The sequence below is a fragment of the Frankia sp. CpI1-P genome (assembly GCF_001421075.1).
Taxonomy (GTDB): domain Bacteria; phylum Actinomycetota; class Actinomycetes; order Frankiales; family Frankiaceae; genus Frankia; species Frankia torreyi.
On the sequence record NZ_LJJX01000006.1, the window covers coordinates 13482 to 36814 of the forward strand.

Below are 23333 nucleotides of genomic sequence, written 5' to 3' on the forward strand. Positions count from 1 at the left end.
GGCTCGGGTCTCGCGGCCCGGGCCCCGGTTTGGTATCAGGATGGTATCGTCGGCGGCATGGCGCTGACGGTGCGGACTGACGAGGAGCTGGAGCACGCGCTGACGGTGCTGGCGGCGGCCGAGGGCATCTCTCGGCAGGAGATCATTCGGCGTGCTGTGCTGGNGCGTTACGAGCGGGCCGGCCATGTGGNCCGGGTGGCGGACAGTGCGGATCGAATGATCGCCCGGTGGGGGGACGTGCTCGCTCGCCTGGGCACCGTGTGAGTGCTGTCGAGTATCTCGACCTGGAGGATCTGCTCGCCCTCGTACGCGTTATCGGTGCTGGTCCGGTGCGGGATGTCGGTCTACTCGACGCGGCGGCTGCCCGCGCGTCTTCCAGCGCATTCGGTCAGGACGCATATCCGAGCCCGGCGCTGAAGGCGGCCGCGCTCCTNCATTCCGTTGCCCGAAGTCACCCCCTGGTCGACGGCAACAAGCGTCTGGCGTGGCTCGCAGCCGTGGTTTTCCTCGACATCAACGGCTGCACCACCGACCTCGTCGACGACAAGGCGTTCGAGCTCGTCATGGATGCGGAGCAGGGGATCGCCGACGTCGAGAAAATTGCCGATCGGCTGTGCGTCGTCCCGGCGGACCGCGACTAGTGCTGCGGGCCTCACCTCGGGGTCGGCTGTTTGCGGGTGATGCGGTAATGAAGGACGAGGAAAGGGATGCCGAAAAGAAAGAACGAGTGTTCCGCGCGTAGCTCGCCCTCGTCCCGGTGGACGTCGAGCTCCTCGGCGAACCCGTGGACTGCCAGGGCCGTGAGGCTGCCGTCCGTCGGGTCGCGATAGGCAAGGTAATGGCCGGGGTGCTCCTGATCGCTACGGCTGGTCAGGGTCAGCCCGCCGTCGGCCCGGCTGCGGGGCAGGAGCGTCGCCGTGAAACTCGCCTGGGGCAGCGGAAAGNCGACGCTGACGTACCCGCGGTCGCGGTGCCGGTAGGTGGTGTAGATGCCGACGTAGATGGGCTCGTCGGTATCGGCGAACGAGCGGATCCAGCCGCGGACCGCCACCGCTTCGGTGTCCGGCGGGGTGCCCGGTGGGCTGATGGTGTCGATGCGGCTGCGGATACCGCGCTGGGTCTCCCGCTGGTTCATGGGTACGTTCGCCTGCCCCAGCGGGCGGGCCAGCGCGGTTCGATACAGCAGGTAGCCGGGACGCACCCACAGCCGCCATCGCGGCACGATGTCGAGGGTGAACCGGGTGGTGTGCTCGTAGAACTCGCGGACCAGCGGGTCGACGCCGGCGGGGTCGAGGTCCGGGCCGGCCAGGTCGTCCAGGGAGGCGACGATCCCCACGTCGGCGGCATCGGCGACGTAGTGGCCGCCAAGCTCCTCGGCCAGCTCCCGAACGTAGCCGGTGCCGACCCGGCGCGAGCGCGCCTGCCGGGGCACGACGAAGGGCAGCCGCTGCGCGGGGACCCGTTCGGCGAGCAGGCTCACCTGCGGATCGCGGAAGAGCAGTGGCGAGACGCACCGGTAGGCCGCCATCGTGATGCTGGCCGCCGCCGCCGGCGGCACCGGGCGTGCGCGCGCCGCGAGCGCCGTGCCCACCGCCGCTCCGACCAGCGGCCCGAGCAGCACCTTCTGCGGCCGCAGCCCCAGCAGGCCGCCGACGCCTCCGGTCGCCGCGCCGACCGTGACGGGGCCGGCGCCGGCCAGCCGCCCGGCCGCCCAGCCGGCGGGGGCGACGAGCGCCGCGCTGGTCGCCGTCCGCTGCCACAGGGCGGGTAGTTCGCCCGGCCGCTGCCGAGCACGGGCGACCGCCTCGGACGCCGCCAGCGTGACCGCTCCCGTGAGGCCGCCCAGGCCGACCCCGCGTCGCCCTCGGTGAGCGCCGAGGGCCACTCCGGCCATGCCCCCGATGACGGCGGCGGACAGGACGGCCGCCCGGACGTCCGTGGAGGTCGTGCCCTGGTTCCGCACGCCAACAACCTATCTGTCGACCGGCGCGCCCTCGGCTGCCGGAGGACTTGGCCGGGCGGCGACGGCTCAACCCGCACCTGCGGGGAATGACTTCGCTGCGTAGTGCTCTGGATGCCGAAAGTCGGTCTCGTCGTCGCGGTCGCCGGGTCCGTCTGACAGTAAACGCCAAGGTTGGCGGGATACGAAGGGTGCGAACGGAGAGGAGACGGGCAGACCGGCAGTTCTGAGGGGAGCGTGGATGGCTGAGCACGGACACGACCCGGAACGCGGAGCGCGCCGCGCCGCAGTGGTGTCGCCCAGGCGCTCGCCAGCGGCGGACCGCCCGCCGGGCACCCTGCTGGCCGACCCGCCGTCGCGGCTGCCCGGCCAGCCACGAACGCCCGGCCAGCCACGGACGCCCGGCCAGCTACGAACGGATGGCCGGCCGGCCGGTTCGACCAGGCCAACCGGGTCGGCCGCCCCCCAGGAACGGGCTGCTCGGGCGACCGGGGCGCCCGAGCGAAGCGGCGCCGGGCGCGGCGGCCGCAACCCCGCGCTGGACGGCGTTCGGGCGCTCGCGGTGCTCTGCGTGCTCGTGTTCCACATGGACTCGCTGCCCGGCGGCTACCTCGGTGTCGACGTGTTCTTCGTGCTCAGCGGTTTCCTGATCACCGGACAGTTGCTGGCCGAACGGGACCGGACCGGAGGGGTATCCCTCACGCGGTTCTACCTCCGGCNCGCCTACCGGCTGCTGCCCGCGTTCTGGCTGCTGGCCCTCGTCGGCCTCACGGCAGTCGTGCTGCCGGGGATCGGCACGGCCGGCGAGCGGACCGAGTTCCTCGACAGCCTGGCCGCCTCGACGCTGTACCTGAACAACTACTTCCAGGTGGTGCGGCAGAGCACGGGGGCCGGCTGGCTGGGACACACCTGGTCGCTGTCGCTGGAGGAGCAGTTCTACCTGCTGTGGCCGCTGGTGCTGGTGGCCCTGTGCCGCCGGCCGTCGCTGGCCCGCCGGCTGCCCGTGGTCCTGCTGGGCGGGGTGGCCGGCGTCGCGCTGTGGCGCAACGTGCTGGTCACGTCCGGGGCGCCGGGGACGCGGACGTACTTCGCCCTGGACACCCGCGCCGACGCGCTGCTGGTCGGCTGCGCGCTCGCCGCCTGGCTGCGGGCGGCGCGGCAGGGGGCGGCTGGCGAGGGTGGGGCGGCGCTGTGCTGGCGGCGCCGTCTCGACCGCGTCGGGGCCGTCCTGCCGGTGGCCGGTCCGGCCGCGCTCGCGCTGCTGGCGGTGGCGACGGTGACCGCGCCGAGCGGTTGGGGCCAGGGGTCGGCGTGGCTGTCCCGCGGCGGTTACACGGTGGTCGCGCTGCTTGCCGGCGCCCTCATCCTGACCCTGGAGCAGGGCGCGACGACAAGCTGGCTGTTCCGTGCCCTCGCCGCCCGTCCGCTGGCCTGGCTCGGCCGGGTCTCCTACGGCTTCTACCTCTGGCACTTTCCCGTGGTCGCGCACTGGGGCCACGACCTGACCGGTGCGCTCGGCCGGTGGCCGGCGGTCGTGGTGGTCGGCGTCATCTCGATGGCCCTGGCGGCCACGTCGTACTACCTGCTCGAACTGCCCATCCAGCGGCGCCGTCCCGCGGGGCCCCGGCCGCCCCGCGCGAGCCCGCCGCGTCGCCAGCCTGCGTTGGCGGGCAGCCGCGGGAGCCGGTGACGGAGACCGCGGGGTCAGTCGTCGATCGCGGTGGCCCGGGCGACCTTCTCCCAGGCGGTGATGTCGGCGCGGACGGCGTCGAGATGGGCGATGATCGCATCGACCGCGTCGGATCCGAGCAGAAGGCGCAGGGGAACCCGGGGCGCGTCCAGCGCGGTGATGATCGCGGCCGCGGCCTTCGCCGGATCACCGGGTTGGCTGCCGTCGCTGGTCTCGACCATCCGGCGGGTCGGGCCGACGGTGTCGGCGTAGACGGGTATCTCGGTGCTCGCGGAAGTACCCCCGAACAGTCCGGTCCTGAAGGAGCCCGGCTCGACCACGAGAACCGTGATTCCCAGCGGGGCGACTTCGGCTGCGAGCGCCTCGGACAGGCCCTCGAGCGCGAACTTGGTGGCGCTGTAGGCGGAGAATCCGGCGAACGACATCTGACCGCCCATGCTGCTCATCTGCACGATCGCGCCGGATCCCGCGGCGCGCATGTGCGGCAGGACGNCCCGGACCAGCGCTGCCGGGCCGAACACGTGGACGTCGAAAAGGGATCGCAGCTCGGCGTCGGTGGTCTCCTCGACCGCGCCGACGTGGCTGCGGCCGGCGTTGTTGACCAGCACGTCTATCCGGCCATGCCGGCTTACCACATCCCGGACGACCGCGTCGATCGTGCCGGTTTCGGTGACGTCCAGCGGAACCGCCTCGACCTGCGCGGGATACTTCGCGACGACGTCGTCCAACGTCGCAGCGCGGCGGGCCGTCGCGACCACGACGTCCCCGGCGGCGACCGCCGCCTCGGTCACCGCCCGGCCGAAGCCGCTGTTTGCGCCGGTTACCAGCCATACTCGGCTCATCGTGTTTCTCCCGTCGTCGGTCCGTCCTCTCCAGACTGCCGGCGGGACCGACGCAGGTCCAAGTTCCGCTGTGATAGCCAGTGGTTATGGATGCGCTGGGCCGGGATCTCCGATATTTCGTGGCGGTCGCCGAAGAACTGCACTTCACGAGAGCCGCGGAGCGGCTGTTCATCTCACAGCCTGCCCTGAGTAAACAGATCCGTATGTTGGAGCGGTATCTCGGCGCGTCCCTGTTCGAGCGGAACCGCCGGGAGGTCCGGCTGACGCCGGTCGGCAGGGCATTGCTGCCCCATGCCCGACGCGTGCTGGCCGAGTGGGACGCCGCCCGGGAGGCGACCGAGNGAGCCAAGGCGGAGCAGCGCGCGACCCTGGTGGTCGGGATGAACACCAGCCCCGGTCGCGGCGGTCTGCTGCCGGCGATCACTTCCCGGCTCACCGCCGAGGTGCCCGACGTCCGGCTCATGCTGCGCCAGGTCAGTTGGGACGACTCGACCGCCGGACTGGCAAACGGGTCCAGCGACGTGGCCTTCGTCTGGCTGCCGCTCGGCGACGCCGAGCGCTACACGTGGATCGTCGTCGCCGCGGAACCGCGCCACGTCGCCCTGCCCCGGACACATCGGTTGGCGTCCAGGGAGACCGTCGACTTCGCCGATCTGCTGGACGAGCCGTTCCTGGCATTGCCGCCCAGCGCGGGACGGCTGCGGGACTACTGGCTCGCGCTCGACGCCCGCGGCGGACGTCCACCGGTGATCGGCGCCGAGATCGCGGGCGCGGACGAGACGTACGAAGCCCTGGTCGGCGGCTACGGCGTCTGTCTGTTGGCGGTGAGGAACGCCCCGCTGGTCACCCGCGGAGGCGTCGTCACCCGTCCGGTCGTCGGCGTCTCACCCAGCCGGTTGGCGGTGGCCTGGCACACCGATGATCGTCGTCCGCTCGTCCAGGCCTACGCGCGTGCCGTCCGCCTGGCCGTCGGGGACGGCGGCCCGGACAGTCCGGACGGTGACAGTGCGGACGGTGACAATGGCGGTGACGGGGCCGGGTTCGGTCGCTAACGTGACGCGACATGTACGCGATCGCGACCCGGCGAAGAAGCCAGCCGCCTCCGTCCTGGGTGGTCTGGGAGGCGCTGATGAAGCCGAACCGGGACCCGCAGCGGCAATGGTTGACCCTGCGTCGGGGTGAAGTCGCGCCGCGGGTGATGGAGTCGACCCGACCCGGGTTGGTCGTCTGGTCGTCGATCTGGGCGGCCCACCCCGACGACCTCATCCGTTTCGACATCGAGTCCACCGGGCAGGGGACCGGCCTGCGGTGGACCCTGCTGGCCCCGCAGGAGGCGCCGCCCGACGTCGTCGTCCCGCGGCGAAAGCGCCTGAACGAACTCATCAACGCGCAGCTGCGGTTTTCCTTCGGCCAGTAGGACCTTCTGTCCGGGTTGGGGAAGTGACCGGACGTGCGGACACGGGCAGGGCGCCGTTTCTGACGGTAGGTGCTATTCGGATCACAGTCCCACGCGCATGCCGTCTCCCTTCACGTGTCCGCTTCGGTGTTGCCAGTCAACGAGACGGAACCTTCGCGACCAAGGGGCAGTTCTTCCGTACAGCGATAACGGGATCTGATCGACGGAGGCGGATGCGGTGGAACTGCGGCACCTGCGTTNCCTCGTCACCGTCGCGGAGGAGCTGCACTTCGGCCGGGCCNCCGACCGGTCGTCGCGTCGGGTGCGGCTCACCCCCGCCGGCGAACGGCTGCTGGTCGAGGCTCGGGCCGCGCTCGCAGCGGTGGACCGGGTCACCGCGGTGGCCGCGGAGCTGGCCGCGACGCCGACCCGGGTCCTGCGGGTCGGGATGAGCCCGGGCCTCGGCGCCCGACTCACGCGCGGGCTGGAAATACTGCGACAGACCAACAGCGAACTCGACATCGAGCTGGAGCTGGTCGCGATCCCCGTCGTCGAGCAGCTTGCCGCCGTCGTCCGCGGGGAGATGGAGCTGGCGCTGCTGCGTGCGGTCCCCGCGGGCGAGGGCCTGCAGGTTCTCGAGCTGTGGCCGGAACCGGTGGCGGTGGCCCTGCCGGCGACGCACCCGCTGGCTCGGCGACCGACGGTACGGTTGCGGGACCTGGCTGATCTACCGTTGCGCATCCCCGCTCGGGCCTACGATCCGCCGTTCCACGACTTCGCTCTCGACGCATGTCGGGCCGAGGGCTTCGAACCGCGCCTGGGTCGCCCGAGCTGCGACGCGGCGGACACCCTCGTCGAGATCGGAAACGGACCGCCCGCGTGGGCGCTGATCTACGCCGACGTCGAGGTCGCCGCCGGCCTCGACGCCGGGATCTCGAAGGCGTCGGTCCTCCGGCTCGACCCGCCGCTGAACGCCTGCGGCTGCCTCGTGGTCTTCACGGCGAAGGCCCCGGCCTGCGTCCAGAGCCTCGTTGCCGCCTTCGGGCCGCAGGGAGCCGCCTGAGCGGCGCGGCTCAGCACGATCGGGTCAGATCTGACCCAGGTTGATCTCCACCGCGAAGGGAGCCGAGGCCCTGACCACGTTGGTGAACACGTCTCCATCCCGGTAGGCCCTGGTCGCGGGATCGAGGACATGGGTGTACACCAGCGGAACGCCGGTGGCGGCCTGCTCGATCCGCCAGTAGAAGGCGATGNCGGCCCGGGCGTACTGCTCGACCTTCACGATCCGGTCGGTGGTCTCCGAACCCGGCGAGACGATCTCCACCACCAGCAGCACGTGCTCCGGACGAGTGGGCGTGACGTCGATCGTGTCCGCGCGATACACCACGACATCCGGACGGCGGTTGGTGAGCGGCACGTCCTGCAGGCGGACGTCGAAGTCCGTGTCGGCGTTCCAGTCCGGCCCCGCGGCCGCGTCCAGAGCGTTCGCGACGATCNGGGCCAGCCGGTTGTGCCGCTTCGTGGCACTGGGACTCACGACGACCATCCNGTCCACGATCTCGACGCCCGCGCACTGCTCCTCGGACCAGGAGTCGTACTCCTCCGCCGAGATCTGCTCGTGCATCCACGCGGGCGCAATCATCTCCGCGGACATGACGCACCTCCCCTGAACCGGCACGGCAGGCATGGTCTCGCCGGCCTCAGCGTACCGGGATCCTCCCGGGCCTTCCTCGCACTCGGGCCGGAGGGTGATGTTCCCGTGGTCCACTACTCGGCGGCGGAGGCGGTGCATGGTCGGCGATGACGGCCCCGTGCTGGGAGGGGCGGTCGAGGAGGGGACGGCGATCCCGGCTGCGGTCGTGGCCGTGGCCGCCGGTGTCGAGGTGCGACCCGTCTGGCGCAACGCCTTCGGTGGGCTGACGTTCGAGCTCGTCGGCGCGCCCGAACGCCGGTTCCTCAAGTGGGCACCGGCCGGCAGCGGCCGGGATCTCGCGGCCGAGGCGGTCCGCCTGGCGTGGGCGGCGCCGTTCACCGCCGTGCCCACGGTGCTGGACCAGGGCGGGGACGGCGCGGGGAGCTGGCTGCTCACGGCGGGACTACCGGGCCGCAACGCCGTCGAGGCACGGTGGCTGGCCGACCCGGGGCGCGCCGTGCGGGCGGTCGGCGTGGGGCTGCGCGCGCTGCACGACGCGCTGCCCGTCGCGGGCTGCCCGTTCTCCTGGTCGGTGTCGGACCGGCGGGCCGCGGCGGCCGCGGTGGCGACCACGCCGGCGCAGCGGCGCCTCGTCGACGATCTTGGCGATCCGCCGCCGCCCGACCTGCTCGTCGTCTGCCATGGCGATGCGTGCGTGCCCAACACCCTGCTCACCGATGATGGAACCTGCTCGGGGCACGTGGATCTCGGCGCTCTCGGCGTGGCGGACCGTTGGGCCGACCTCGCCGTGGCGACCTGGAGCACCGTGTGGAACTACGGCCCCGGCTGGGAGACGGTCCTGCTCGACGCGTACGGCGTTGCCCCGGACGACGACCGCACCGCCTACTACCGCCGCCTGTGGCGCCTCGGTCCCTGACCCGCCGGGCGGGGCGGAGGCTACCGCCGACCTGGCCGCCCTGCGCGCGGCGCTCGCGGATCGCCGCGCCGCCGCGGCCGGCGGGGACGATGTGGCCTTCGTCGACGCCGACGTCGCCCTGCACGTGGCCATCGTCGCGGCGGCGCACAATCCGCCGCACCGGGCTTCGGTCCGGGATGCCCCGCCGCGCTGGTCTGAGCCGGATCGCGGGCGGTCCCGGTGGCGCCCGTGCTCGGCGATGGTGGGGGATGCCCGCGCCGGGCTGGTAGCGTCCGCGATGGCAACAATTGCGGGGTGCCCCGGGTGACCGGGGAGAATCGGGAAGCCGGTGCGAGTCCGGCACGGGCCCGCCGCGGTAACCGGGAAGTCGCCGTCCACGCGTGCCACGCAGCCACTGGGCCACCGGCCTGGGAAGGCGGACGGTCCGGCGTCGATCCGGGAGTCCGAAGACCGGCCCCGCCGCCACGCCGCCCACCCGGGCGGCCGACAGCGGGAGCCTGCCTTGCCACACCACCATCGTGACGCCGGAACCACTCCCCGGCTGGACGCCGTCACCTCGTCTGACCCGGCAGCTCGGCCCGACCCGGCAGCTCGGCCCGACTCGGCAGTCCGGCCCGACTCGGCAGTCCGGCCCGACCCGGCAGCCTGGGCCGACCCGGCAGCCTGGGCCGACCCGATGGCCCGATCGGGCCCCGCGACCGGCCTGGGTGCCGACGCCCTGTACGACGCGATCCACCGTCGGCGCGACGTGCGCGGCCAGTTCACCGGGGCGCCGATCCCCGCCGACGTCCTCGGGCGTGTCCTCGCCGCCGCCCACGCCGCGCCGAGTGTCGGGCTCAGCCAGCCCTGGGACTTCATCCGCGTCACCGACGACGGGACGCGTCGGGCCTTCCACGCGCACGTCCAGCACGAACGGGCGGTGTTCGCCGGGACCCTGGCCGGGGAGCGGGCCGAGCGTTTCGCCGGGATCCGGATCGACGGCATCCTGGCCGCGTCGATGTCGCTGGTCATCACCTACGATCCGGCGCGCGGGGAACCGGCGGTCCTCGGGCGGCACGCCATCGCCGACGCGGGCCTGTACTCGGTGTGCCTGGCCATCGAGAACCTGTGGCTCGCCGCGACCGCCGAGGGCCTCGGGGTCGGCTGGGTGTCGTTCTACCGGGAGCCGTTCGTCCGGGAGCTGCTCGGCATCCCCGTCGGGATCCGCCCGGTCGCCTGGCTGTGCGTCGGCCCCGTGACCCACCTCGAGGACACCCCCGACCTGGAACGTCACGGCTGGGCGCGACGGCGTCCCCTGGCCGACGCCGTCCACGCCGAACGCTGGCGTGGACGGCCCGAGCGACGCTCCGCCTAGACGCGCCCCATCGGGCGGGCGCGGGTCAGGGGCGGGCCCGCAGGCCGTCGAGCAGGACCGTCGTCAGCGGGTCGTCGGCGCGCGCGCCGGGGCGGCAGACTGCCACGTTGAGCAGGCCGACCACCTGCGCGCCGGTGAGGTCGGCCCGCAGCGATCCCTCGCGCTGGGCGTCCTCGACCAGGCCCTGGAACAGTGCGTCGAGCTCCGCCACCAGGTCGGCGACGGTCGGGTCGACCCGGGTGGCGTCGGGCAGCGACGAGATCAGGGCGAGGGGCAGGCCGGTGCACCGCGCCACGATCCGGACCAGGACCTGCCAGCGCGGCGCGGCGGAGGACTGCTCGGCCCGGCCCGCGGCGAGCAGCGTGCGCAGCGTCGTGGCCGCGACCGAGTCCAGCAGCGACTGACGGTCGGGAAAGTGCCGGTAGAGGGTGCCGACACCGAGGCCCGCGGCGCGGGCGATCTCCTCCATGGACACGGCCGGCCCGCGCCGGGCCAGCAGATCGAGGGCGGTGGTCGCGATGAGCTCGCGGTTGCGCTGCGCGTCGGCTCGCACGGCCCGCTCCCTCCGCCTCCTGCGCCCCACCGGTTTGGGCCCCCGGTCTGGGTCCTACCGGTCTGGGTCCTACCGGTCTGGGCCCCTCGTCTGGAGCCCGCCAGCCCCCGACTTCAGGCTTCCGCTCGCCCACCCGCCGGCCGTGGACCGGGCGGATGGAGCCGACCTCCGGTCAACCGGAGTATGGCNTTCAGCTTAATGTAGCGTCCTGAGCCGAACCGGAAGGTCCGGTTCAGGTTGGAGCGATCACGAAGATCGGGTTGTATCTCGGCGGCGGTCCGGGCCCGCAGGCCCTGGTCGATCAGGTTCGGACCGCGGCCCGAGCGGGCCTCGACAGCGCGTTCCCCGCCTACCGGGCCATCCTGGATCGGCAGGGTCTGTCCGGAGTACACGAGACGGTCGTCGCCGGCACGGCGGAGGTCGTCGAGCGGGCGCTGCGCCGCTACGCCGACGCCGGCGCCACCGAACTGGTCGTCAGTCTGATCGGCGACCCGGGGGAGCGGGCGCGCGGCCTCGACGTCCTCACGGCCCTGCGCTCGGCCGGCTGAGCCCCGATCCTGATCCCGACGACCGGACCAGTGGTCTCTCGCCCAACCGGGCCAGACGGGCGGGGCGCCTGCGCGTTGGCGCCGCCCTTTCGGCCTAGGGTGGCGCGGGGCGCGGAAACTGAAGATCCGGTTCAGGTTGGAGATCATGAAGATCGGAATGTACGTGAACGCGGGCCCGAGCCCGGCCGACGTCCTCGACCAGGTCCGCACGGCGGCGCGCGCCGGCCTGGACAGCGCGTTCCTCGGCCAGCTTGTGTCCTGGGACGCGCTGACCCTGGCGGCGCTGTCGGCCACAGCGGTGCCCGGCATCGAGCTGGGTACCGCGGTGGTGCCGACCTACCCGCGCCATCCGCTCGCGCTGGCCGGGCAGGCACTCACCGTCCAGGCGGTGGCCCCCGCGGGCCTCACCCTGGGGATCGGGCCCAGCCACCGGTCGATCATCGAGGGGCAGTTCGGCTACCCGTACGACCGGCCGGCCCGCCACATCCGTGAGTACCTGACCGCGTTGGGGCCCCTGCTGCGCGGGGAGGCGGTCGACGTCCACGGGGAGACGGTGACGGCGGTCGGCCGGGTCGACGCGCCGGTCGCCGTCGCACCATCGGTGCTCGTCTCGGCGCTGGGACCGGTCATGCTCCGGGTCGCCGGCGAGCTGGCCGACGGGACCGTGACGGTGTGGACGGGCCCGAGGACCATCGGCGATCACGTCGCGCCGACGATCACCAAGGCGGCCGCGGACGCGGGCCGGCCCGCGCCGCGGGTGGTGTGCATGGTCATGGTCTGCGTCACCGCCGATCCGGACGGGGTCCGTGCCGCGGTGGCATCGCAGGTCGGCTTTGCCTCGGACCTGCCCTCCTACCGGGCGATCCTCGATCGCGAGGGCCTCGGCGGGGTGCACGAGACGGTGGTCGCCGGCACGGCGGAGGTCGTCGAGCGGGCGCTGCGCCGCTACGCCGACGCCGGGGCGACCGAGCTGCTCGTGGGCCTGATCGGCGACCCACAGGAGCAGGCGCGCACCCTCGACGTCGCCACCGCGCTGCGCGCGGCCGGCTGACCGCTCGTCCGCCGCGTCGGGCCGCGCCGGGTCGCGCCGCTGGAGGACCCCGCCCGGTACTCCGGAGCATCGAGCGGACGGGCCACCAGTGGGCGCGCCGAGCTCGATGGTGGGCCCCCCGATCAGGCCCTCTCGGCTGTGCCGGAACCGGGCCGGGCAGCGGTCACCACGTGTCCGCGGGGCCCGCTCGGCCCCGACCGCCGGGTCGCTTGGGATTACCGCCGAGGTCTGGCGGGCGATCGGCGTCGTCGTGCTCGGCGCGTTGCCCGCCAACCTGGCCACCGCGCTCGTCAATGTCGGCCTGGACACGATTGCCAGCAGCCGGGGCCACGCCGCGAGCCGTCGCAGCAGCAGGAACGTCCGGGTCGTGCGCACCGGCCGGAGCCGGCCAGCGGCCAGGCGTCCGCCGGTCAGCTCGCCAGACGGCCGCCGGGCGTCGCCGGGCTCCGCCCGATGGCCTCGGCGCCCCGCCGGGCGTCGCAGGAACCGGGCGGGACCGTTGCGCTTCGGTGGCCGAGCCGGGGCGCCGTCTGCCCGACGGCACAAACCCGAGTCCCCTGATTCCCCCGGTGATGAAAGCCATATCTGCCATGTTCCTCATGCACTCCGGCGTCCTGCATCCTGACCAGGGACATCGCACCCTGAGACCGCGGGTACCAGCTTCGGCCNGCGGGCACGCCTTTACCGGGAATGAGGGCGGCCCGCCGACGCCGGCGCGGAGAGGACGACCTGTGCGCGCAACGCGGGGTAACACCGTCGGGCAGTGGCCCGCGGCATGAATGCCGCGCCGTGATGACGGACGCGCTGCGTTCCGCTGCCCGTCCGTCGGCCGTGGCAACCCCGGGATCCGCGGAAGGCACGGGTCCGCGGGTCCACCTCGAACCCACAGTGAAGTGGTGATGGCGCGGAGTGGTTAGAAAGCTGGGAAGTTCCTACACCCTGGAAGACCGCATCGGTCGCGGTGGCATGGGCGAGGTGTGGCGCGGCCATGACGAGGCGGGCAATGTTCTCGCCTTCAAACTCCTGCTGCCCCACTTCACCTCGGATCCGGGAGTGGTCGCCCGGTTCATGCGTGAGCGTGCCATTCTCATCCGGGTCCAGTCGCCTTTCGTGGTGGCGGTTCACGACCTGGTGGCCGAACGCGGCGATCTGGCCATCGTCATGGAATTCGTCGAGGGTTCGGATCTGCGTCGGGAGCTGCAGCGGCGCCGCACGATGCCGCCCGCGGAGGCGGTCGGCCTGATCGTCGACATTCTCGCCGGGCTCGGGACGGCCCATCGGCTCGGGATCGTCCACCGCGACCTCAAACCGGAGAACGTGCTGCTCGACCGCGGCGGGGAACGGTTCCGGCCGAAGATCTCGGACTTCGGTGTCGCCGGCCTGATGGCGTCCGCGGCGACGAGGCTGACCATTCCCGGCGGCATGCTCGGCACCCCCCTGTACATGGCCCCCGAAAGCGTCGATGGCGGCGCGGTCGGGCCGNCCGCGGACATCTACGCCGCCGGCACCATGCTGTACGAGATGCTCTGTGGCGTCGCACCGTTCGCCGGCCGGGAGATGCTGTCCATCCTGCGGGCCCACGCCGATGTGGCCCCTGGCCGGCCCACGGGCGTCCCCGACGAACTGTGGGCCGTGGTGGCCGCGATGCNCGCCAAGGATCCGGATGAACGGCCCGGCGCGGACCGGCTGCAGGAGCTGTTGCCCGGCCTGGCGGGGCTGCCCGCGCTGCCGCCGCTGCGCACCCCGCCGTCCTCACTGGTTGCGGCAACGACGCGGGGGGTGTCCGCAGGGCATCCGAGTGACCCGCCCGGGTCATCCGAGGTGGGACCCGCCGCCTCGGCGGGTTCCCCTGGGCCGGTGGGATGGTTCACCCCGTCCGGGCCACCCTCTCCGGGCGAGCCCGCTGTCCACGTGGCACCGATCGACCCGGTGGACGAGGAGTTCGACGATCCGGTGACCACGCCGGTCCCGATGTACCTGCCCGGTCAGGGGGTGGCGCCAGGGGCGGGCGCGTTCGGACTGACGGACGAGGAGTTCGACGATCCGGTGACGACGCCGGCTCCCGTGTACCTGCCCGGCGGGGCGGTGTCGCCGGATGCCGCCGGCGTGGCTTCGCCTGGTCTGCCGGTGCAACGCCACTCCCACCCGGGGAAGCCGGCCGGTCCGGGGACGGCGGCTGGTCCAGGGAAGTCGGCCGGTTCTGGGGCCGGGTCCGGGAAGGCGGTCGGTTCGGGGATGGCGGCCAGCCTCGCAGGGGCGGCCGATCCGGCGGTGGCGCCCGACCTGGCGGTGACGCAGATCCAGGCCCAGCCGGTCTCGGCGACGCCCGGGGCGTCCGCGCACGCGCCCCCTCCGACGCCGGCCCAGGTCGGGGCGGGCCTGGCCGGCGCAGGAGAGCCAGCACCGTCCAGTTCGGCGGGTGCGGCCCCGTCGGGTGCGAACGGCCCGGCGTCGTCGGGGCGGCCCGATCGGACGGGGGCGGCCGGCCCGACCGGGGGGCGCGGCGGCGAGCCGGGCGACGGGAGCGCCGATGCGGCCGGCCGGCGGCGGTCCCGCGTCCTGGCCGGCGGCATCGCCCTGCTGCTTGGCGTTGCCACCGCGGCGGTCGCCGCCGCGGCGATCCCCTCCGACGGCTCGGACCCGGCCCCCGCGCCGGTCTCCCGGGTGAGCGTCAGCGCCGGTGCGTCCCCGGGGGCCGGCCTCACCTCGTCGGGGCAGGGCGGAGCCCGCGGTGGCGGCCCAGGTGCCTGGTACGGCTCCGTGCCGGCGCCGGGCGGCGTCGCCGGCAATCCGGCCGCCCCCGGCGCCCCTGTCCCCGGCTCGCCGGCTCCCGGCGGCGTCGTCGGGCCCGTCCCGGCCTCGGGCGCCGCCGGTCCGCCGCCATCCCCGGGTGGGGCGTCGCCCAGCGCGGGTGGCACCGTCACGACGCCGCCGCCGGCTCCTCCCGCAACGCGCTCGCCGACCGCCACCCCCCCGGCGCCGACGGCGGAGCCCTCCTCGAGCGCGCCGACCCCCAAGCCGACGCCCAAACCGACGCCCAAACCGACCAAGACCTGCCAGAACTCCGGTGGGCGCGCGGGCAGCAAGCGCACCTGCGGTAGCTCCCCGACCGCGCAGCCGTCGCCGAGCAGCTTGCGCCTCTACACCAGCGCCGCGCCGTGACCGATCACGTCGGGTAGCGGTTCGCGCGCATCCCCCCGATCCCTCGGCGGTCCGGACGCGTTCCGGCCCGGGCGGGGTCGAAGTGCTGGAGGCTGGTGACGGTCCCCGGGCCTCGGAACGGCCATCAGCCTCCAGCATCTCCTGGTATGCAGGCAGTCACCGACGGCGGTGATGATCACACGGCGGCCGGGAAACTCGTGCCGCCAGCCGCCAGCCGCCAGCCGGCCTGGACCTCGGCCGCGCTCGGCTAGCAGGCGGGCGGCGGGGACGTGGCCGTGCCGCCCGACCCTGTCGGGCAGCTCGTGGGCGACGCCGGGGCCGACGCGGTCGCCGACGGCGACGGCTCGCCGCTCGGGGAGGCACCCGAGGTCGGTGTCGGCCGCTCGGTCGGCGACGTCGGTTCGGCGCTCGGCGAGACGGTCGCGGTCGCCCGGCCCTGCGGATCGGACGTCGGGTGAGGCTGCGCACCACCGGACGGGGGCGCGGCGGTCCGCGGCGATGGCAGCGGGTCGCGGGCACCGCCGGACGTCCACCGCGGGCCGCCGGGCACCGCCGGACCGGAGCGCGCGCCCGGCGCCGGATGGTCCAGCGGCGGTACCCCCGGCGGTTCCACCTGCGAATCCGAGCCGCCGGCCGCGACGAGGACCGCGAGGATGCCGACGAGCAGGGCGACCAGCAGCGCACCGCCGGCCAGCGGGCCCGACCGTCGCCACGGCGGCGGCAACCAGCCGAAGGCGACATCCAGCGGACTGCTACGGCGGATCATCCCGCCCGATCGGCCTGTGCCCCCAGAGTCGCCCCCGGCGCCTCCCGCGCCCGCGGAGCCGACGCGCAGGGCGCCCGACCCCGCCGCGCCGGCGCGCAGCACGCCCGGCCCCGGCGCGCCGGGACGCGGGGCGCCCGGACTTCCCGCGGCGACAGGCGTGGGGCGCCCGGAGAACGGGCGGGGGTCGGTCAGGCGCGACACGTCGACGAGCTCGCGCCCGGCCGGGTCCGGGCCGCCGGCGGCCGGTAGACCGTCACCGCCCGCGGTGGCGTCCGACCAGCGTGGCATGGGGAAGGTGCCGAGAGAGCGGTCCCCGCCCGGCGGCGGGGTGGGACGCAGCGCCAGCGGGTGGGTGGGCTGATCGGGCTGATCGGGATCGAGCGCCGCCGGCGCCGCGGCCGCGCCGGCCACCCCGACGGCCCGGGCAGGGCCGCTGGCGCGGGCGGTGGGGGCGTCGTCGGGGGCGGCGAGCGGTGGGCGGGCCTGCCAGGGGGTGAGGGCGAGCGCCGCCGCCCGGTCGGCGTCCGCGGGCGTGGCGACCCGCGGGTCGGCGACAAGCAGGCGGACGAGCTCGGCCGCGCTCGGTCGATCCTCCGGGCGGCGGGCGAGCGCGGCTCGTACCAGGGGGGCGAGCCCGTCGGGCACCCCGGCGATGTCCGGCGGGCGGTCCTCGCGCATCCGGGTCAGCACGTCGGCCTGCTCCGAGGCGAACGGCGGGTGGCCGGTGGCCGCATAGGTCACGCAGGCACCCCAGGCGAAGATGTCCGCGGGCGGCCCGGCCCGTTCGCCGCGTAGCTGCTCGGGGGCCATCCAGGCCAGCGTCCCGATGAGGATCCCGGTCCGGGTGTGGCTGGGCACCCCGGAGGCCCGGGCGATGCCGAAGTCGATGACCTTCGGGCCGTCCCAGGCCAGCAGGATGTTCGACGGCTTGAGGTCGCGGTGGACGACCCCGGCGGCGTGGATGGCGATCAGGGCGTCGGCCAGTCCGACGCTGAAGCCGTGCAGCAGCCGCTCCTCCATCCGCCCGTGGCGCAGCACCGCGTCCGCGAGGCTGGTTCCCTCCACGTACTCGGTCGCGAGCCAGGGGGCGACGGCCTCCGGATCGGCGTCGAGCACTGCGGCGACCGCGCGGCCGTGCACGCGCCGGGCGGCGGCGACCTCGCGGCGGAAGCGTTCCCGGAACTCGGGGTCGTCGGCGAACCTGGCGTCGGGCACCTTCACCGCCGCGGCCCGTCCATCCGCGTTGAACCCCAGGTAGACGGTGCCCATGCCGCCCGCGCCGATCCGGTTGTGGATGGCGAAGGGGCCGACCCGGCGCGGGTCGTCCTCGACGAGCGGTGTCAACATCGCGACGCCATCCCGACCGATGCCACCCCGACCGATGCCATCCCGACCGGCCGTCCCGACCGGCACCGTGTCCGCCGCCGAGTCCGGTGACGCCAACCGGACTGCCCGACCTGCGCCGAAATGGTCACTCCTTCGATCATCGTGGGCCCCGGCCGGCCCGTCGTCCCCGCCGGGCCGTGGGCCAGCCGTCGAGGCCGCCCATCCGCCACGGGATCGCGCTGCCTGAACCGTAATGCTTCCAGCCGTTCGTTTGTCGCCGGTTGCGGGGGTGGGCGCGTCGTCCCCGGCAGCCGGCCATTGTCCGGCTACCGGCGGCTATCGGTGGCGTTGGGATCGTTCGACGGGATCGGATCGAGGGTGGAGAAGGCATTGCCTTTCCAGCGGAAGCGTACGTCGGCGTGGCCGGACGGGGAGTTGATCGGGTCCTGCGGGTTGAAGGTGTCGTAGCGCAGCACCACCTCGTGGTCGTTGCGCTGGCTCTTGACGGTGATGTGGGCGCTCGGCGCCGAGGTGTCGGTGCCGCGGAACTGGCCGTCGGCGAAGACGTAGGCGAGCTGGCGCGGAGTGTCCCCGGTCGCCGGCGCGGTACCGATGACGACGCTGAGCTGGCGGTCCTCCTGGTAGGTGCTCATGTCCGGCTCGTAGCCCTTCCCTCGCACGAGGGCGGCCGCGTCGTCGGTGGACAGCGTCGTGGGACTCGGGGACGCCGACGGCGTCGAGCTGGGCGACGGCGAGGAGCTCGGCGGGGGGGAGGCGGCGCTCGTGGCCGGCGTCGGGCCGCTGGTCGCCGTCGCGCCCACCGTGCCACCGGCATCCTGCGTGGTTCCGGTGGGCGGGGTGGCGACGTTGTCGTCCCCGCCACCACCGCCGCTGAGCGCGACGGCCGCCGCGATCCCGCCGCCGAGCAGCAGCGCGATCAGGACGGCGACCGCGATGACCGGGCCGCTCCGCCCGCCTCCCGAACCGCGCCCACCCCCGGCGGAGNCGTCCCAGCCGTCGGCCCGCCGTCCGGTGCCGCCGGGGCCCACGGCGTGCTGGTCCGCATAGGGGGCGGTGCTCCGGCGGCCGCCCGGACCGGCGACGCGGTCGTCGTAGCCCGGACCACCGGCGCGCGGGGGTGCCGCGCCGTAGCCGTAGCCGGCCTGGTTGTCATAGCCGGCCTGGTTGTCATAGCCGGCGCGGCTGCCGTAGGCGGGCGGGGCGTCGTAGGCCGATCGGGGGTCGCGCAGCGTCGGATCCGGGTAGCCGCCGGCGGCGCGTTCGGGGCGCCCCCCGGCCGCGCCATACCCGGCGTTGCGCGCTCCCCCGAGCGGGCCGGCGCCCTGCGGCGGGGTGGGCGGCAGCGACCACACCTGGGCCAGGGCGGTCTCGCTGGCCTCGTCCGAGTCGGCGGGGGAGCGCACGTCGCGGCCGACCAGCCGGGCGAGCAGCTCGGTCGCCGTGGGCCGGCGGGCGGGCTCCTTCTCCAGCGCGGCCCGCACGACGCCGAGCAGGTCGGGCGGCAGGTCGTCGAGGTCGGGCTCGGCGGTGAGGATCTGCATGCCGACCGCCTCGGCGCGCTCCCCTCGGAACGGCGGGCGCCCGGCGGCGGCGAACGCCACGCAGGCTCCCCAGGCGAAGATGTCCGCGGGCGGCCCGGCGCGCTCGCCGCGCAACTGCTCGGGGGCCATCCAGACCAGCGTGCCGATCAGCATCCCGGTGCGGGTGTGGCTGGTGCTGTCCCCCGCGCGGGCGATGCCGAAGTCGATGACCTTCGGACCGTCCCAGGCCAGCAGGATGTTCGCCGGCTTGAGGTCGCGGTGCACCACACCCGCTGCGTGGATGGCGACGAGGGCGTCGGCGAGCCCGATCGCCAGCCCGTGGACCAGGCGGTCGTCGAGCTCACCGCGGGTGGCGACGGCGTCGGCGAGGCTGCGGCCCTCGACGTACTCGGTGGCCATCCAGGGGCGCTCGCCGGTCAGGTCGGCGTCGAGCACCGTCGCCACGGAGCTGCCCCGTACGCGCCGCGCGGCGTCGACCTCCTGCNGGAACCGGGAGCGGAACTCGGGGTTGTCGGCGAGGCCGGCGGAAGGGACCTTGACGGCGACCGGCTTGCCGTCGTCGCCGAAGCCGAGGTAGACGACGCCCATGCCACCGGCGCCGATGCGGTTCGCCAACCGGAAGGGTCCGATGCGGCGTGGGTCGTCCGAGGTCAGGGGCGTCAGCACACCGCTTCCTATTCTCCGAGCTCTCCGCCGGCGGGCGGGTGGTGCGGGGATCGACAGGGTCGGGGGAGGCTATCCGATCACGCCTTGGTGGAGCGCACCCCCGGGGCAACGCAGGGAATGGGCCGATTGTCTCTCGGTGCGGTGGTTGCCCTCACCTGCTGACCGAATCGTCGCACTGTGCAGCTATTCGATCGCTCTTCGTTTCGATCTGGTGCGTGATCGCCGATCCGGCGAATCGTCGGTCGGTTCCATCTTTGGCGGGATGATCAGAGGAGTATCTGAGGCAATACGGGAATATTGAAGATTCAATGCAGTTCTTGAGGGAAGATATTCGTGAGGGGTGAGGGTCGCGAGCGGGTTGCGCTCGCCGCGGCCGGTGACGGAGGGAGCCTGGATGGTCGTCCGCGTTCCACGGGCCGCGGGGCAGGCGGTGGAGGCGCTCCGGGTGGCGCAGGGGGTGCCGGTCGGGCCACCCGTCGCGGCGCGCGACGTGCTGGCCGTCCTGCGCCGCCACGTGCTCGTCGACGGCCTGGACCTGGTCTGCGACCTGGCCGAGAGCGCCGGCAGCGTCCTGGTCGACGCCCGCGACGGCCGGCGCTACCTCGATCTCTACAGCTTCTTCGCTTCGGCGCCACTCGGAGTGAACCCGCCCGAGCTGGCCGGCGACCCGGGCTTCCTCGACCGGCTGGGCCGCGTCGCGGTCAACAAGCCGGCGAACCCGGACGTGGCCACCGCCGCCTACGCCGAGTTCGTGCGCACCTTCGCCCGGGTCCTCGGCGACCCGGAGCTGCCGCACCTGTTCTTCGTCGAGGGCGGCGCGCTGGCGGTGGAGAACGCGCTCAAGTGCGCCTTCGACTGGAAGAGCCGGCACAACGCCGCGCACGGCCGCCCGGCCCGACTCGGCCGCCGCGTGCTGCACCTGCGCCACGCCTTCCACGGGCGCAGCGGCTACACGCTGTCGGTCACCAACACCGATCCGGTCAAGACCGACCGGTTTCCCGTGTTCGACTGGCCGCGCATCGACTGCCCGGCGATGACCTTCCCCTGCACTCCAGCCGCCCTCGACGCCGTCGTCGCCGCCGAGCGCGCCGCGCTGGCGCAGGCCGAGGCGGCCTTCGCCGCCCACCCGCACGACATCGCCTGCTTCCTCGCCGAACCGATCCAGGGCGAGGGCGGTGACAACCACCTGCGCGCCGAGTTCCTCGCCGCCATGGCCGCGCTGTGCCGGCGCCACGACGCGCTGTTCGTCCTCGACGAGGTCCAGACCGGGGTCGGCGCGACCNGGTCGGCCTGGGCCTACCAGCAGCTCGGCCTGCGTCCCGACATCGTCGCGTTCGGCAAGAAGGTCCAGCTCGGCGGGATCATGGCCGGGCGGCGGGTGGACGAGGTCGCCGCCAACGTCCTCGCCGTCCCCGGCCGGATCAGCTCCACCTGGGGCGGCGGGCTGGTCGACATGGTCCGCGCGACCCGGATCCTGGAGGTCATCGAGGCCCGAGGGCTCATCGCGCGGGCCGGTGAGCTCGGTGCCGGCCTGCTGACCGAGTTGTCCGCGCTCGCGGAGGCCCATCCGGGGCTGCTGGCCAACCCGCGCGGGCGGGGCCTGCTCTGCGCGGTGGACCTGCCCGATCGGACCATCCGCGACGAGGTGCTGCGCCGGCTGCGGGTGCGCGAACACGTCCTCGCGCTGCCCGCGGGCGTCCGCACCCTGCGGTTCCGCCCGGCGCTGACCGTCAGCGCCGACCAGCTCAGCACCGGCGTCACCGCACTCGCCCGAGTCCTCGCCGACCTGGAAGAGGGGAACCTGGCATGACCCTGGTACGCCCGCGGCGCGTCGGCGCGCGTATCGCCGGACGCGCCCACGACCTGTGCGCGACTGTCGGGGGTCCGGCCGGCGGCGCCGAGGTCGAGCCGGCGGCGGTCCGCGTCGTCGCCTCCACCGACCCGGCCCGACTCGACGAGGTCGNCGCGGAGGTCGAGCTCGTCGGTCCCGAGACCATCCTCGCCGCCGCCGTCGCCGCCCGGGCGGCGACGCGCGAGTGGGCTGCGGTGCCGGCCCCCGTGCGCGGGTCGGTGATCGGCAGCTTCGGCCGGCTCGTNGCGGACAACGCCGACGCCCTCGCCCGGCTGGTGACGCGCGAGGTCGGCAAGCCCGCCGCCGAGGCCCGCGGCGAGGTCCAGGAGATCATCGACACCTGCGAGTTCTTCCGCGGGGAGGGCCGGCGGCTCTACGGGCAGACCGTGCCGTCCGAGATGCCGGACCGCCAGCTGTTCACCTTCCGGGAGCCCCTCGGGGTGATGATGGTGATCACCGCCGGGAACTTCCCGGTGGCGGTCCCGTCCTGGTACCTCGTGCCGGCGCTGCTCGCCGGGAACACGGTGGTGTGGAAGCCGGCCGAGTACGCCGCCGCCTGCGCGCAGGCGATGCTGGACCTGCTGACCGCCGCAGGGGTGCCCGGGGGCGCGGTGAACCTCGTCCCCGCCGACGGCCGGGCGACGTCGCTGGGGCTGGAACGGGCGTTGGCCGCCGGGGCCGTGGACAAGGTCGGCTTCACCGGGTCCACCGAGGTCGGACGGTTCATCGGCGCCCTGTGCGGGCGGCACCTGCAGTCGCCGTGCCTGGAGCTCGGCGGCAAGAACCCCATGGTGGTCGCGCCCGACGCCGACCTCGACGCCGCCGTCGAGGCCGCCGTGTTCGGCGGATTCGGTACCGCCGGGCAGCGTTGCACCTCGCTCGGCACGGCGATCGTGCACGAGTCGGTGCACGCCGCGTTCGTCCGCCGCCTCGACGCCGCCGTGTCCGCCGCGGTCATCGGCGACCCCACCGGCGACGTGCTCTACGGACCGCTGCTCGACGCCCGCTTCGCCGCCGGTTTCGAGCGTCACCTCACCCTCCTGCGCGACCATCACCGCCTGTCCGGCTCCACCGCGCTCGGCCGCATCACCGGCGCAATCGGGGGAACCGGCGCAACTGGGGGAACCGGCAGGGCCGGGGGAACCGGCAGGGCCGGCTGGGCCGGGGGAACTGTCGGCGGTGCCGGTTCCGCGGAACCGCTCGGAGCCGGCGGCCTGCCCCGCAACGGGCCGCGACGCGGCTTCGTCGGCGACCCGGACCGCGGGCTCTACTACCATCCGTTGATCGTCGACGGGGTGCGCCCCGACGACGAGCTGTTCCGCGAGGAGACGTTCGGGCCGATCGTCGGCGTCACCACCTACCGCGACCTCGACGAGGCGATCGAGCTGGCGAACCTGCCCGGCTACGGCCTGTCGTCGTCGATCTACACCGCGGACGCGGCGAGCGCGCTGCGGTTCCGCCGCGGGGTGCGCGCCGGGATGGTCAGCGTCAACGGGTCGACGACCGGCGCCGAGGCGCACCTGCCCTTCGGTGGTAACGGCCGGTCCGGCAACGGCAGCCGCCAGTCCGGGATCTGGATGCTCGACCAGGTCACCCGCTGGCAGTCGCTGAGCTGGGACTATTCCGGCCGGCTGCAGCGCGCCCAGCTCGACACCGCGGTCCCCGCCGCCGACCTGTCCTTCCGCCTGCCCGGCTGACCTCCCACCCGCCGGGCCCGACCTGCTGCGTGCCTGGGAACGGCGTCCGCTATCTCTTCCACAGGGACAAATCGGGCGCCNAACCCCGTGGAAGAGACAGGTAGGCGCGCTCCCCTGCATCCGCTCGCTCCGAGAGGGCGCTCAGTGGGCGTCCGATGTGCCGGTTCTGTCGGATGNGGACTGTTCTGTCACCTGGTGTTCGGGCGCGCGTCAACCATGGGCTGGCCGGCTTCCGTACGGTTGGCCGGCCGGCTGCCCCCGGCCCTGCGGATTCGCCCCGTGTACGGCGCCGTCGGGTGGGAACANCCCCCCGGTGCAGCCTCGTTGTCCGTACGGGA

16 protein-coding genes, 20 pseudogenes and 1 riboswitch are annotated in these 23333 nt (G+C 74.1%); of the genes and pseudogenes, 22 read left to right on the forward strand and 14 right to left on the reverse strand.

From position 1 onward, the window contains the following. Window positions 1-57 precede the first annotated feature (57 nt). From FF86_RS41150 to FF86_RS41160, 3 genes and pseudogenes are all read left to right on the forward strand, one after another. Window positions 58-163, forward strand: a 106-nt coding sequence (locus tag FF86_RS41150; protein WP_242418277.1) for a ribbon-helix-helix protein, CopG family, incomplete at its 3' end; no start/stop codon positions are given. A gap of 97 nt (window positions 164-260) precedes the next feature. Beyond that, window positions 261-433: pseudogene (locus FF86_RS61905) on the forward strand (alcohol dehydrogenase); the annotation flags it as partial. Between the two features lies 1 nt (window position 434). Beyond that, window positions 435-641: pseudogene (locus tag FF86_RS41160) on the forward strand (Fic family protein); the annotation flags it as partial. 11 nt (window positions 642-652) lie between these two features. On the opposite strand, the pseudogene FF86_RS65365 reads toward FF86_RS41160, so the two are convergent. Next, window positions 653-944: pseudogene (locus FF86_RS65365) on the reverse strand (hypothetical protein); the annotation flags it as partial. A 1-nt stretch (window position 945) separates the two neighbouring features. Continuing rightward, a pseudogene (locus tag FF86_RS65370) lies at window positions 946-1894 on the reverse strand (hypothetical protein); the annotation flags it as partial. A gap of 652 nt (window positions 1895-2546) precedes the next feature. On the opposite strand from FF86_RS65370, the pseudogene FF86_RS41165 reads away from it, so the two are divergent. Then, window positions 2547-2679 (forward strand): annotated as a pseudogene (locus tag FF86_RS41165) (acyltransferase); the annotation flags it as partial. Window position 2680: 1 nt separating this feature from the next. Then, window positions 2681-3650 (forward strand): annotated as a pseudogene (locus FF86_RS05710) (acyltransferase family protein); the annotation flags it as partial. Between the two features lie 14 nt (window positions 3651-3664). Here FF86_RS05710 and FF86_RS41170 read toward each other — a convergent pair. After that, the coding region (locus FF86_RS41170; protein ID WP_242418248.1) for an SDR family NAD(P)-dependent oxidoreductase at window positions 3665-4142 on the reverse strand (478 nt) is incomplete at its 5' end. 1 nt (window position 4143) lies between these two features. Then, window positions 4144-4492: pseudogene (locus FF86_RS41175) on the reverse strand (SDR family NAD(P)-dependent oxidoreductase); the annotation flags it as partial. 86 nt (window positions 4493-4578) lie between these two features. On the opposite strand from FF86_RS41175, the gene FF86_RS41180 reads away from it, so the two are divergent. From FF86_RS41180 to FF86_RS65375, 4 genes and pseudogenes are all read left to right on the forward strand, one after another. Then, on the forward strand, window positions 4579-4833 hold a 255-nt coding region (locus FF86_RS41180), incomplete at its 3' end, for a LysR family transcriptional regulator (protein ID WP_242418249.1). Window position 4834: 1 nt separating this feature from the next. Then, window positions 4835-5544: pseudogene (locus FF86_RS05720) on the forward strand (LysR family substrate-binding domain-containing protein); the annotation flags it as partial. Window positions 5545-5555: 11 nt separating this feature from the next. Continuing rightward, window positions 5556-5909, forward strand: coding sequence for a hypothetical protein (locus FF86_RS05725; RefSeq protein WP_055410583.1), 354 nt, complete (start codon window positions 5556-5558; stop codon window positions 5907-5909). A 379-nt stretch (window positions 5910-6288) separates the two neighbouring features. Beyond that, window positions 6289-6951, forward strand: coding sequence for a LysR family substrate-binding domain-containing protein (locus FF86_RS65375; protein WP_396229789.1), 663 nt, complete (start codon window positions 6289-6291; stop codon window positions 6949-6951). Between the two features lie 24 nt (window positions 6952-6975). Here the strand turns inward: FF86_RS65375 and FF86_RS41185 are convergent. The 4 pseudogenes from FF86_RS41185 to FF86_RS41200 form a co-directional block, all read right to left on the reverse strand. Beyond that, window positions 6976-7141, reverse strand: a pseudogene (locus FF86_RS41185) (Uma2 family endonuclease); the annotation flags it as partial. Between the two features lies 1 nt (window position 7142). Beyond that, window positions 7143-7384, reverse strand: a pseudogene (locus FF86_RS41190) (Uma2 family endonuclease); the annotation flags it as partial. Window position 7385: 1 nt separating this feature from the next. Then, window positions 7386-7436 (reverse strand): annotated as a pseudogene (locus FF86_RS41195) (hypothetical protein); the annotation flags it as partial. Window position 7437: 1 nt separating this feature from the next. Further along, window positions 7438-7542, reverse strand: a pseudogene (locus FF86_RS41200) (Uma2 family endonuclease); the annotation flags it as partial. Between the two features lie 136 nt (window positions 7543-7678). Between FF86_RS41200 and FF86_RS05740 the strand changes: the two are divergent. Together FF86_RS05740 and FF86_RS41205 are read left to right on the forward strand one after the other, a co-directional pair. Continuing rightward, window positions 7679-8458, forward strand: coding sequence for an aminoglycoside 3'-phosphotransferase (locus FF86_RS05740; protein WP_044884121.1), 780 nt, complete (start codon window positions 7679-7681; stop codon window positions 8456-8458). Beyond that, the gene (locus FF86_RS41205) at window positions 8400-8765 is read left to right on the forward strand and encodes an FCD domain-containing protein (RefSeq protein ID WP_236706580.1); all 366 of its coding nucleotides are present in this window, start codon (window positions 8400-8402) and stop codon (window positions 8763-8765) included. The genes FF86_RS05740 and FF86_RS41205 overlap by 59 nt, the downstream gene beginning before the upstream one ends. Further along, a riboswitch (cobalamin riboswitch) is annotated at window positions 8734-8932 on the forward strand. Its footprint overlaps the gene before it by 32 nt. A gap of 148 nt (window positions 8933-9080) precedes the next feature. Here FF86_RS41205 and FF86_RS65380 read toward each other — a convergent pair. Then, window positions 9081-9275, reverse strand: a pseudogene (locus tag FF86_RS65380) (hypothetical protein); the annotation flags it as partial. On the opposite strand from FF86_RS65380, the gene bluB reads away from it, so the two are divergent. Next, window positions 9207-9812, forward strand: a complete 606-nt coding sequence (gene bluB / locus FF86_RS05750) for a 5,6-dimethylbenzimidazole synthase (protein WP_370657252.1) — start codon at window positions 9207-9209, stop codon at window positions 9810-9812. The pseudogene FF86_RS65380 and the gene bluB sit on opposite strands and share 69 nt — an antisense overlap. A gap of 25 nt (window positions 9813-9837) precedes the next feature. Here the strand turns inward: bluB and FF86_RS05755 are convergent, their stop codons facing one another. Further along, complete coding sequence (locus FF86_RS05755) at window positions 9838-10365, reverse strand: TetR/AcrR family transcriptional regulator (protein WP_044884119.1); 528 nt, start codon at window positions 10363-10365, stop codon at window positions 9838-9840. A 260-nt stretch (window positions 10366-10625) separates the two neighbouring features. Here FF86_RS05755 and FF86_RS05760 point away from each other — a divergent pair, with 260 nt between their 5' ends. The 5 genes and pseudogenes from FF86_RS05760 to FF86_RS61910 all read left to right on the forward strand — a co-directional run. Further along, window positions 10626-10913 carry a hypothetical protein gene (locus tag FF86_RS05760; RefSeq protein ID WP_044884118.1) on the forward strand — a complete coding sequence of 96 codons (288 nt, stop codon included), beginning with the start codon at window positions 10626-10628 and terminating at the stop codon, window positions 10911-10913. Between the two features lie 145 nt (window positions 10914-11058). Further along, window positions 11059-11964: an LLM class F420-dependent oxidoreductase gene (locus FF86_RS05765; RefSeq protein ID WP_044884180.1), complete on the forward strand. Its 906-nt coding sequence runs from the start codon at window positions 11059-11061 to the stop codon at window positions 11962-11964. Between the two features lie 909 nt (window positions 11965-12873). Beyond that, window positions 12874-13446 (forward strand): serine/threonine-protein kinase (locus FF86_RS41210; protein WP_242418250.1); only part of this gene is annotated, 573 nt, incomplete at its 3' end. Between the two features lies 1 nt (window position 13447). Continuing rightward, window positions 13448-13612 (forward strand): annotated as a pseudogene (locus FF86_RS41215) (serine/threonine protein kinase); the annotation flags it as partial. Window position 13613: 1 nt separating this feature from the next. Next, window positions 13614-15126: pseudogene (locus FF86_RS61910) on the forward strand (hypothetical protein); the annotation flags it as partial. Between the two features lie 247 nt (window positions 15127-15373). Here the strand turns inward: FF86_RS61910 and FF86_RS05775 are convergent. From FF86_RS05775 to FF86_RS41230, 4 genes and pseudogenes are all read right to left on the reverse strand, one after another. Then, window positions 15374-17239 (reverse strand): serine/threonine-protein kinase, encoded by a 1866-nt coding sequence (locus FF86_RS05775; protein WP_044884178.1) that lies wholly within the window; start codon window positions 17237-17239, stop codon window positions 15374-15376. 305 nt (window positions 17240-17544) lie between these two features. After that, complete coding sequence (locus FF86_RS63975) at window positions 17545-17871, reverse strand: LppP/LprE family lipoprotein (protein ID WP_313954305.1); 327 nt, start codon at window positions 17869-17871, stop codon at window positions 17545-17547. A 353-nt stretch (window positions 17872-18224) separates the two neighbouring features. After that, window positions 18225-19264, reverse strand: a pseudogene (locus FF86_RS41225) (serine/threonine-protein kinase); the annotation flags it as partial. Between the two features lies 1 nt (window position 19265). Continuing rightward, window positions 19266-19446, reverse strand: a pseudogene (locus tag FF86_RS41230) (serine/threonine protein kinase); the annotation flags it as partial. A 394-nt stretch (window positions 19447-19840) separates the two neighbouring features. Here FF86_RS41230 and FF86_RS41235 point away from each other — a divergent pair. The 5 genes and pseudogenes from FF86_RS41235 to FF86_RS05790 all read left to right on the forward strand — a co-directional run. After that, a partial coding sequence (locus FF86_RS41235) for an aminotransferase class III-fold pyridoxal phosphate-dependent enzyme (protein WP_242418252.1) occupies window positions 19841-20728 on the forward strand: 888 nt, incomplete at its 3' end. Between the two features lies 1 nt (window position 20729). Further along, a pseudogene (locus FF86_RS41240) lies at window positions 20730-21256 on the forward strand (aminotransferase class III-fold pyridoxal phosphate-dependent enzyme); the annotation flags it as partial. Continuing rightward, on the forward strand, window positions 21253-21409 hold a 157-nt coding region (locus tag FF86_RS61915), incomplete at its 3' end, for a hypothetical protein (RefSeq protein ID WP_255355716.1). The pseudogene FF86_RS41240 and the gene FF86_RS61915, both read left to right, overlap by 4 nt. A 1-nt stretch (window position 21410) precedes the next feature. Then, window positions 21411-21542 (forward strand): annotated as a pseudogene (locus FF86_RS41245) (hypothetical protein); the annotation flags it as partial. A 1-nt stretch (window position 21543) separates the two neighbouring features. Continuing rightward, window positions 21544-22995, forward strand: a pseudogene (locus tag FF86_RS05790) (aldehyde dehydrogenase family protein); the annotation flags it as partial. Window positions 22996-23333: the final 338 nt, after the last annotated feature.

What these genes read in the sequence shown, in the direction of transcription:
- FF86_RS05740 (WP_044884121.1), top strand. Translation starts at nt 7,679, where the DNA reads ATGGTCGGCGATGACGGCCCCGTGCTGGGAGGGGCGGTCGAGGAGGGG.
- FF86_RS05725 (WP_055410583.1), top strand. Translation starts at nt 5,556, where the DNA reads ATGTACGCGATCGCGACCCGGCGAAGAAGCCAGCCGCCTCCGTCCTGG.
- FF86_RS63975 (WP_313954305.1), bottom strand. Translation starts at nt 17,871, where the DNA reads ATGAGCACCTACCAGGAGGACCGCCAGCTCAGCGTCGTCATCGGTACC.
- FF86_RS05765 (WP_044884180.1), top strand. Translation starts at nt 11,059, where the DNA reads ATGAAGATCGGAATGTACGTGAACGCGGGCCCGAGCCCGGCCGACGTC.
- FF86_RS05775 (WP_044884178.1), bottom strand. Translation starts at nt 17,239, where the DNA reads ATGTTGACACCGCTCGTCGAGGACGACCCGCGCCGGGTCGGCCCCTTC.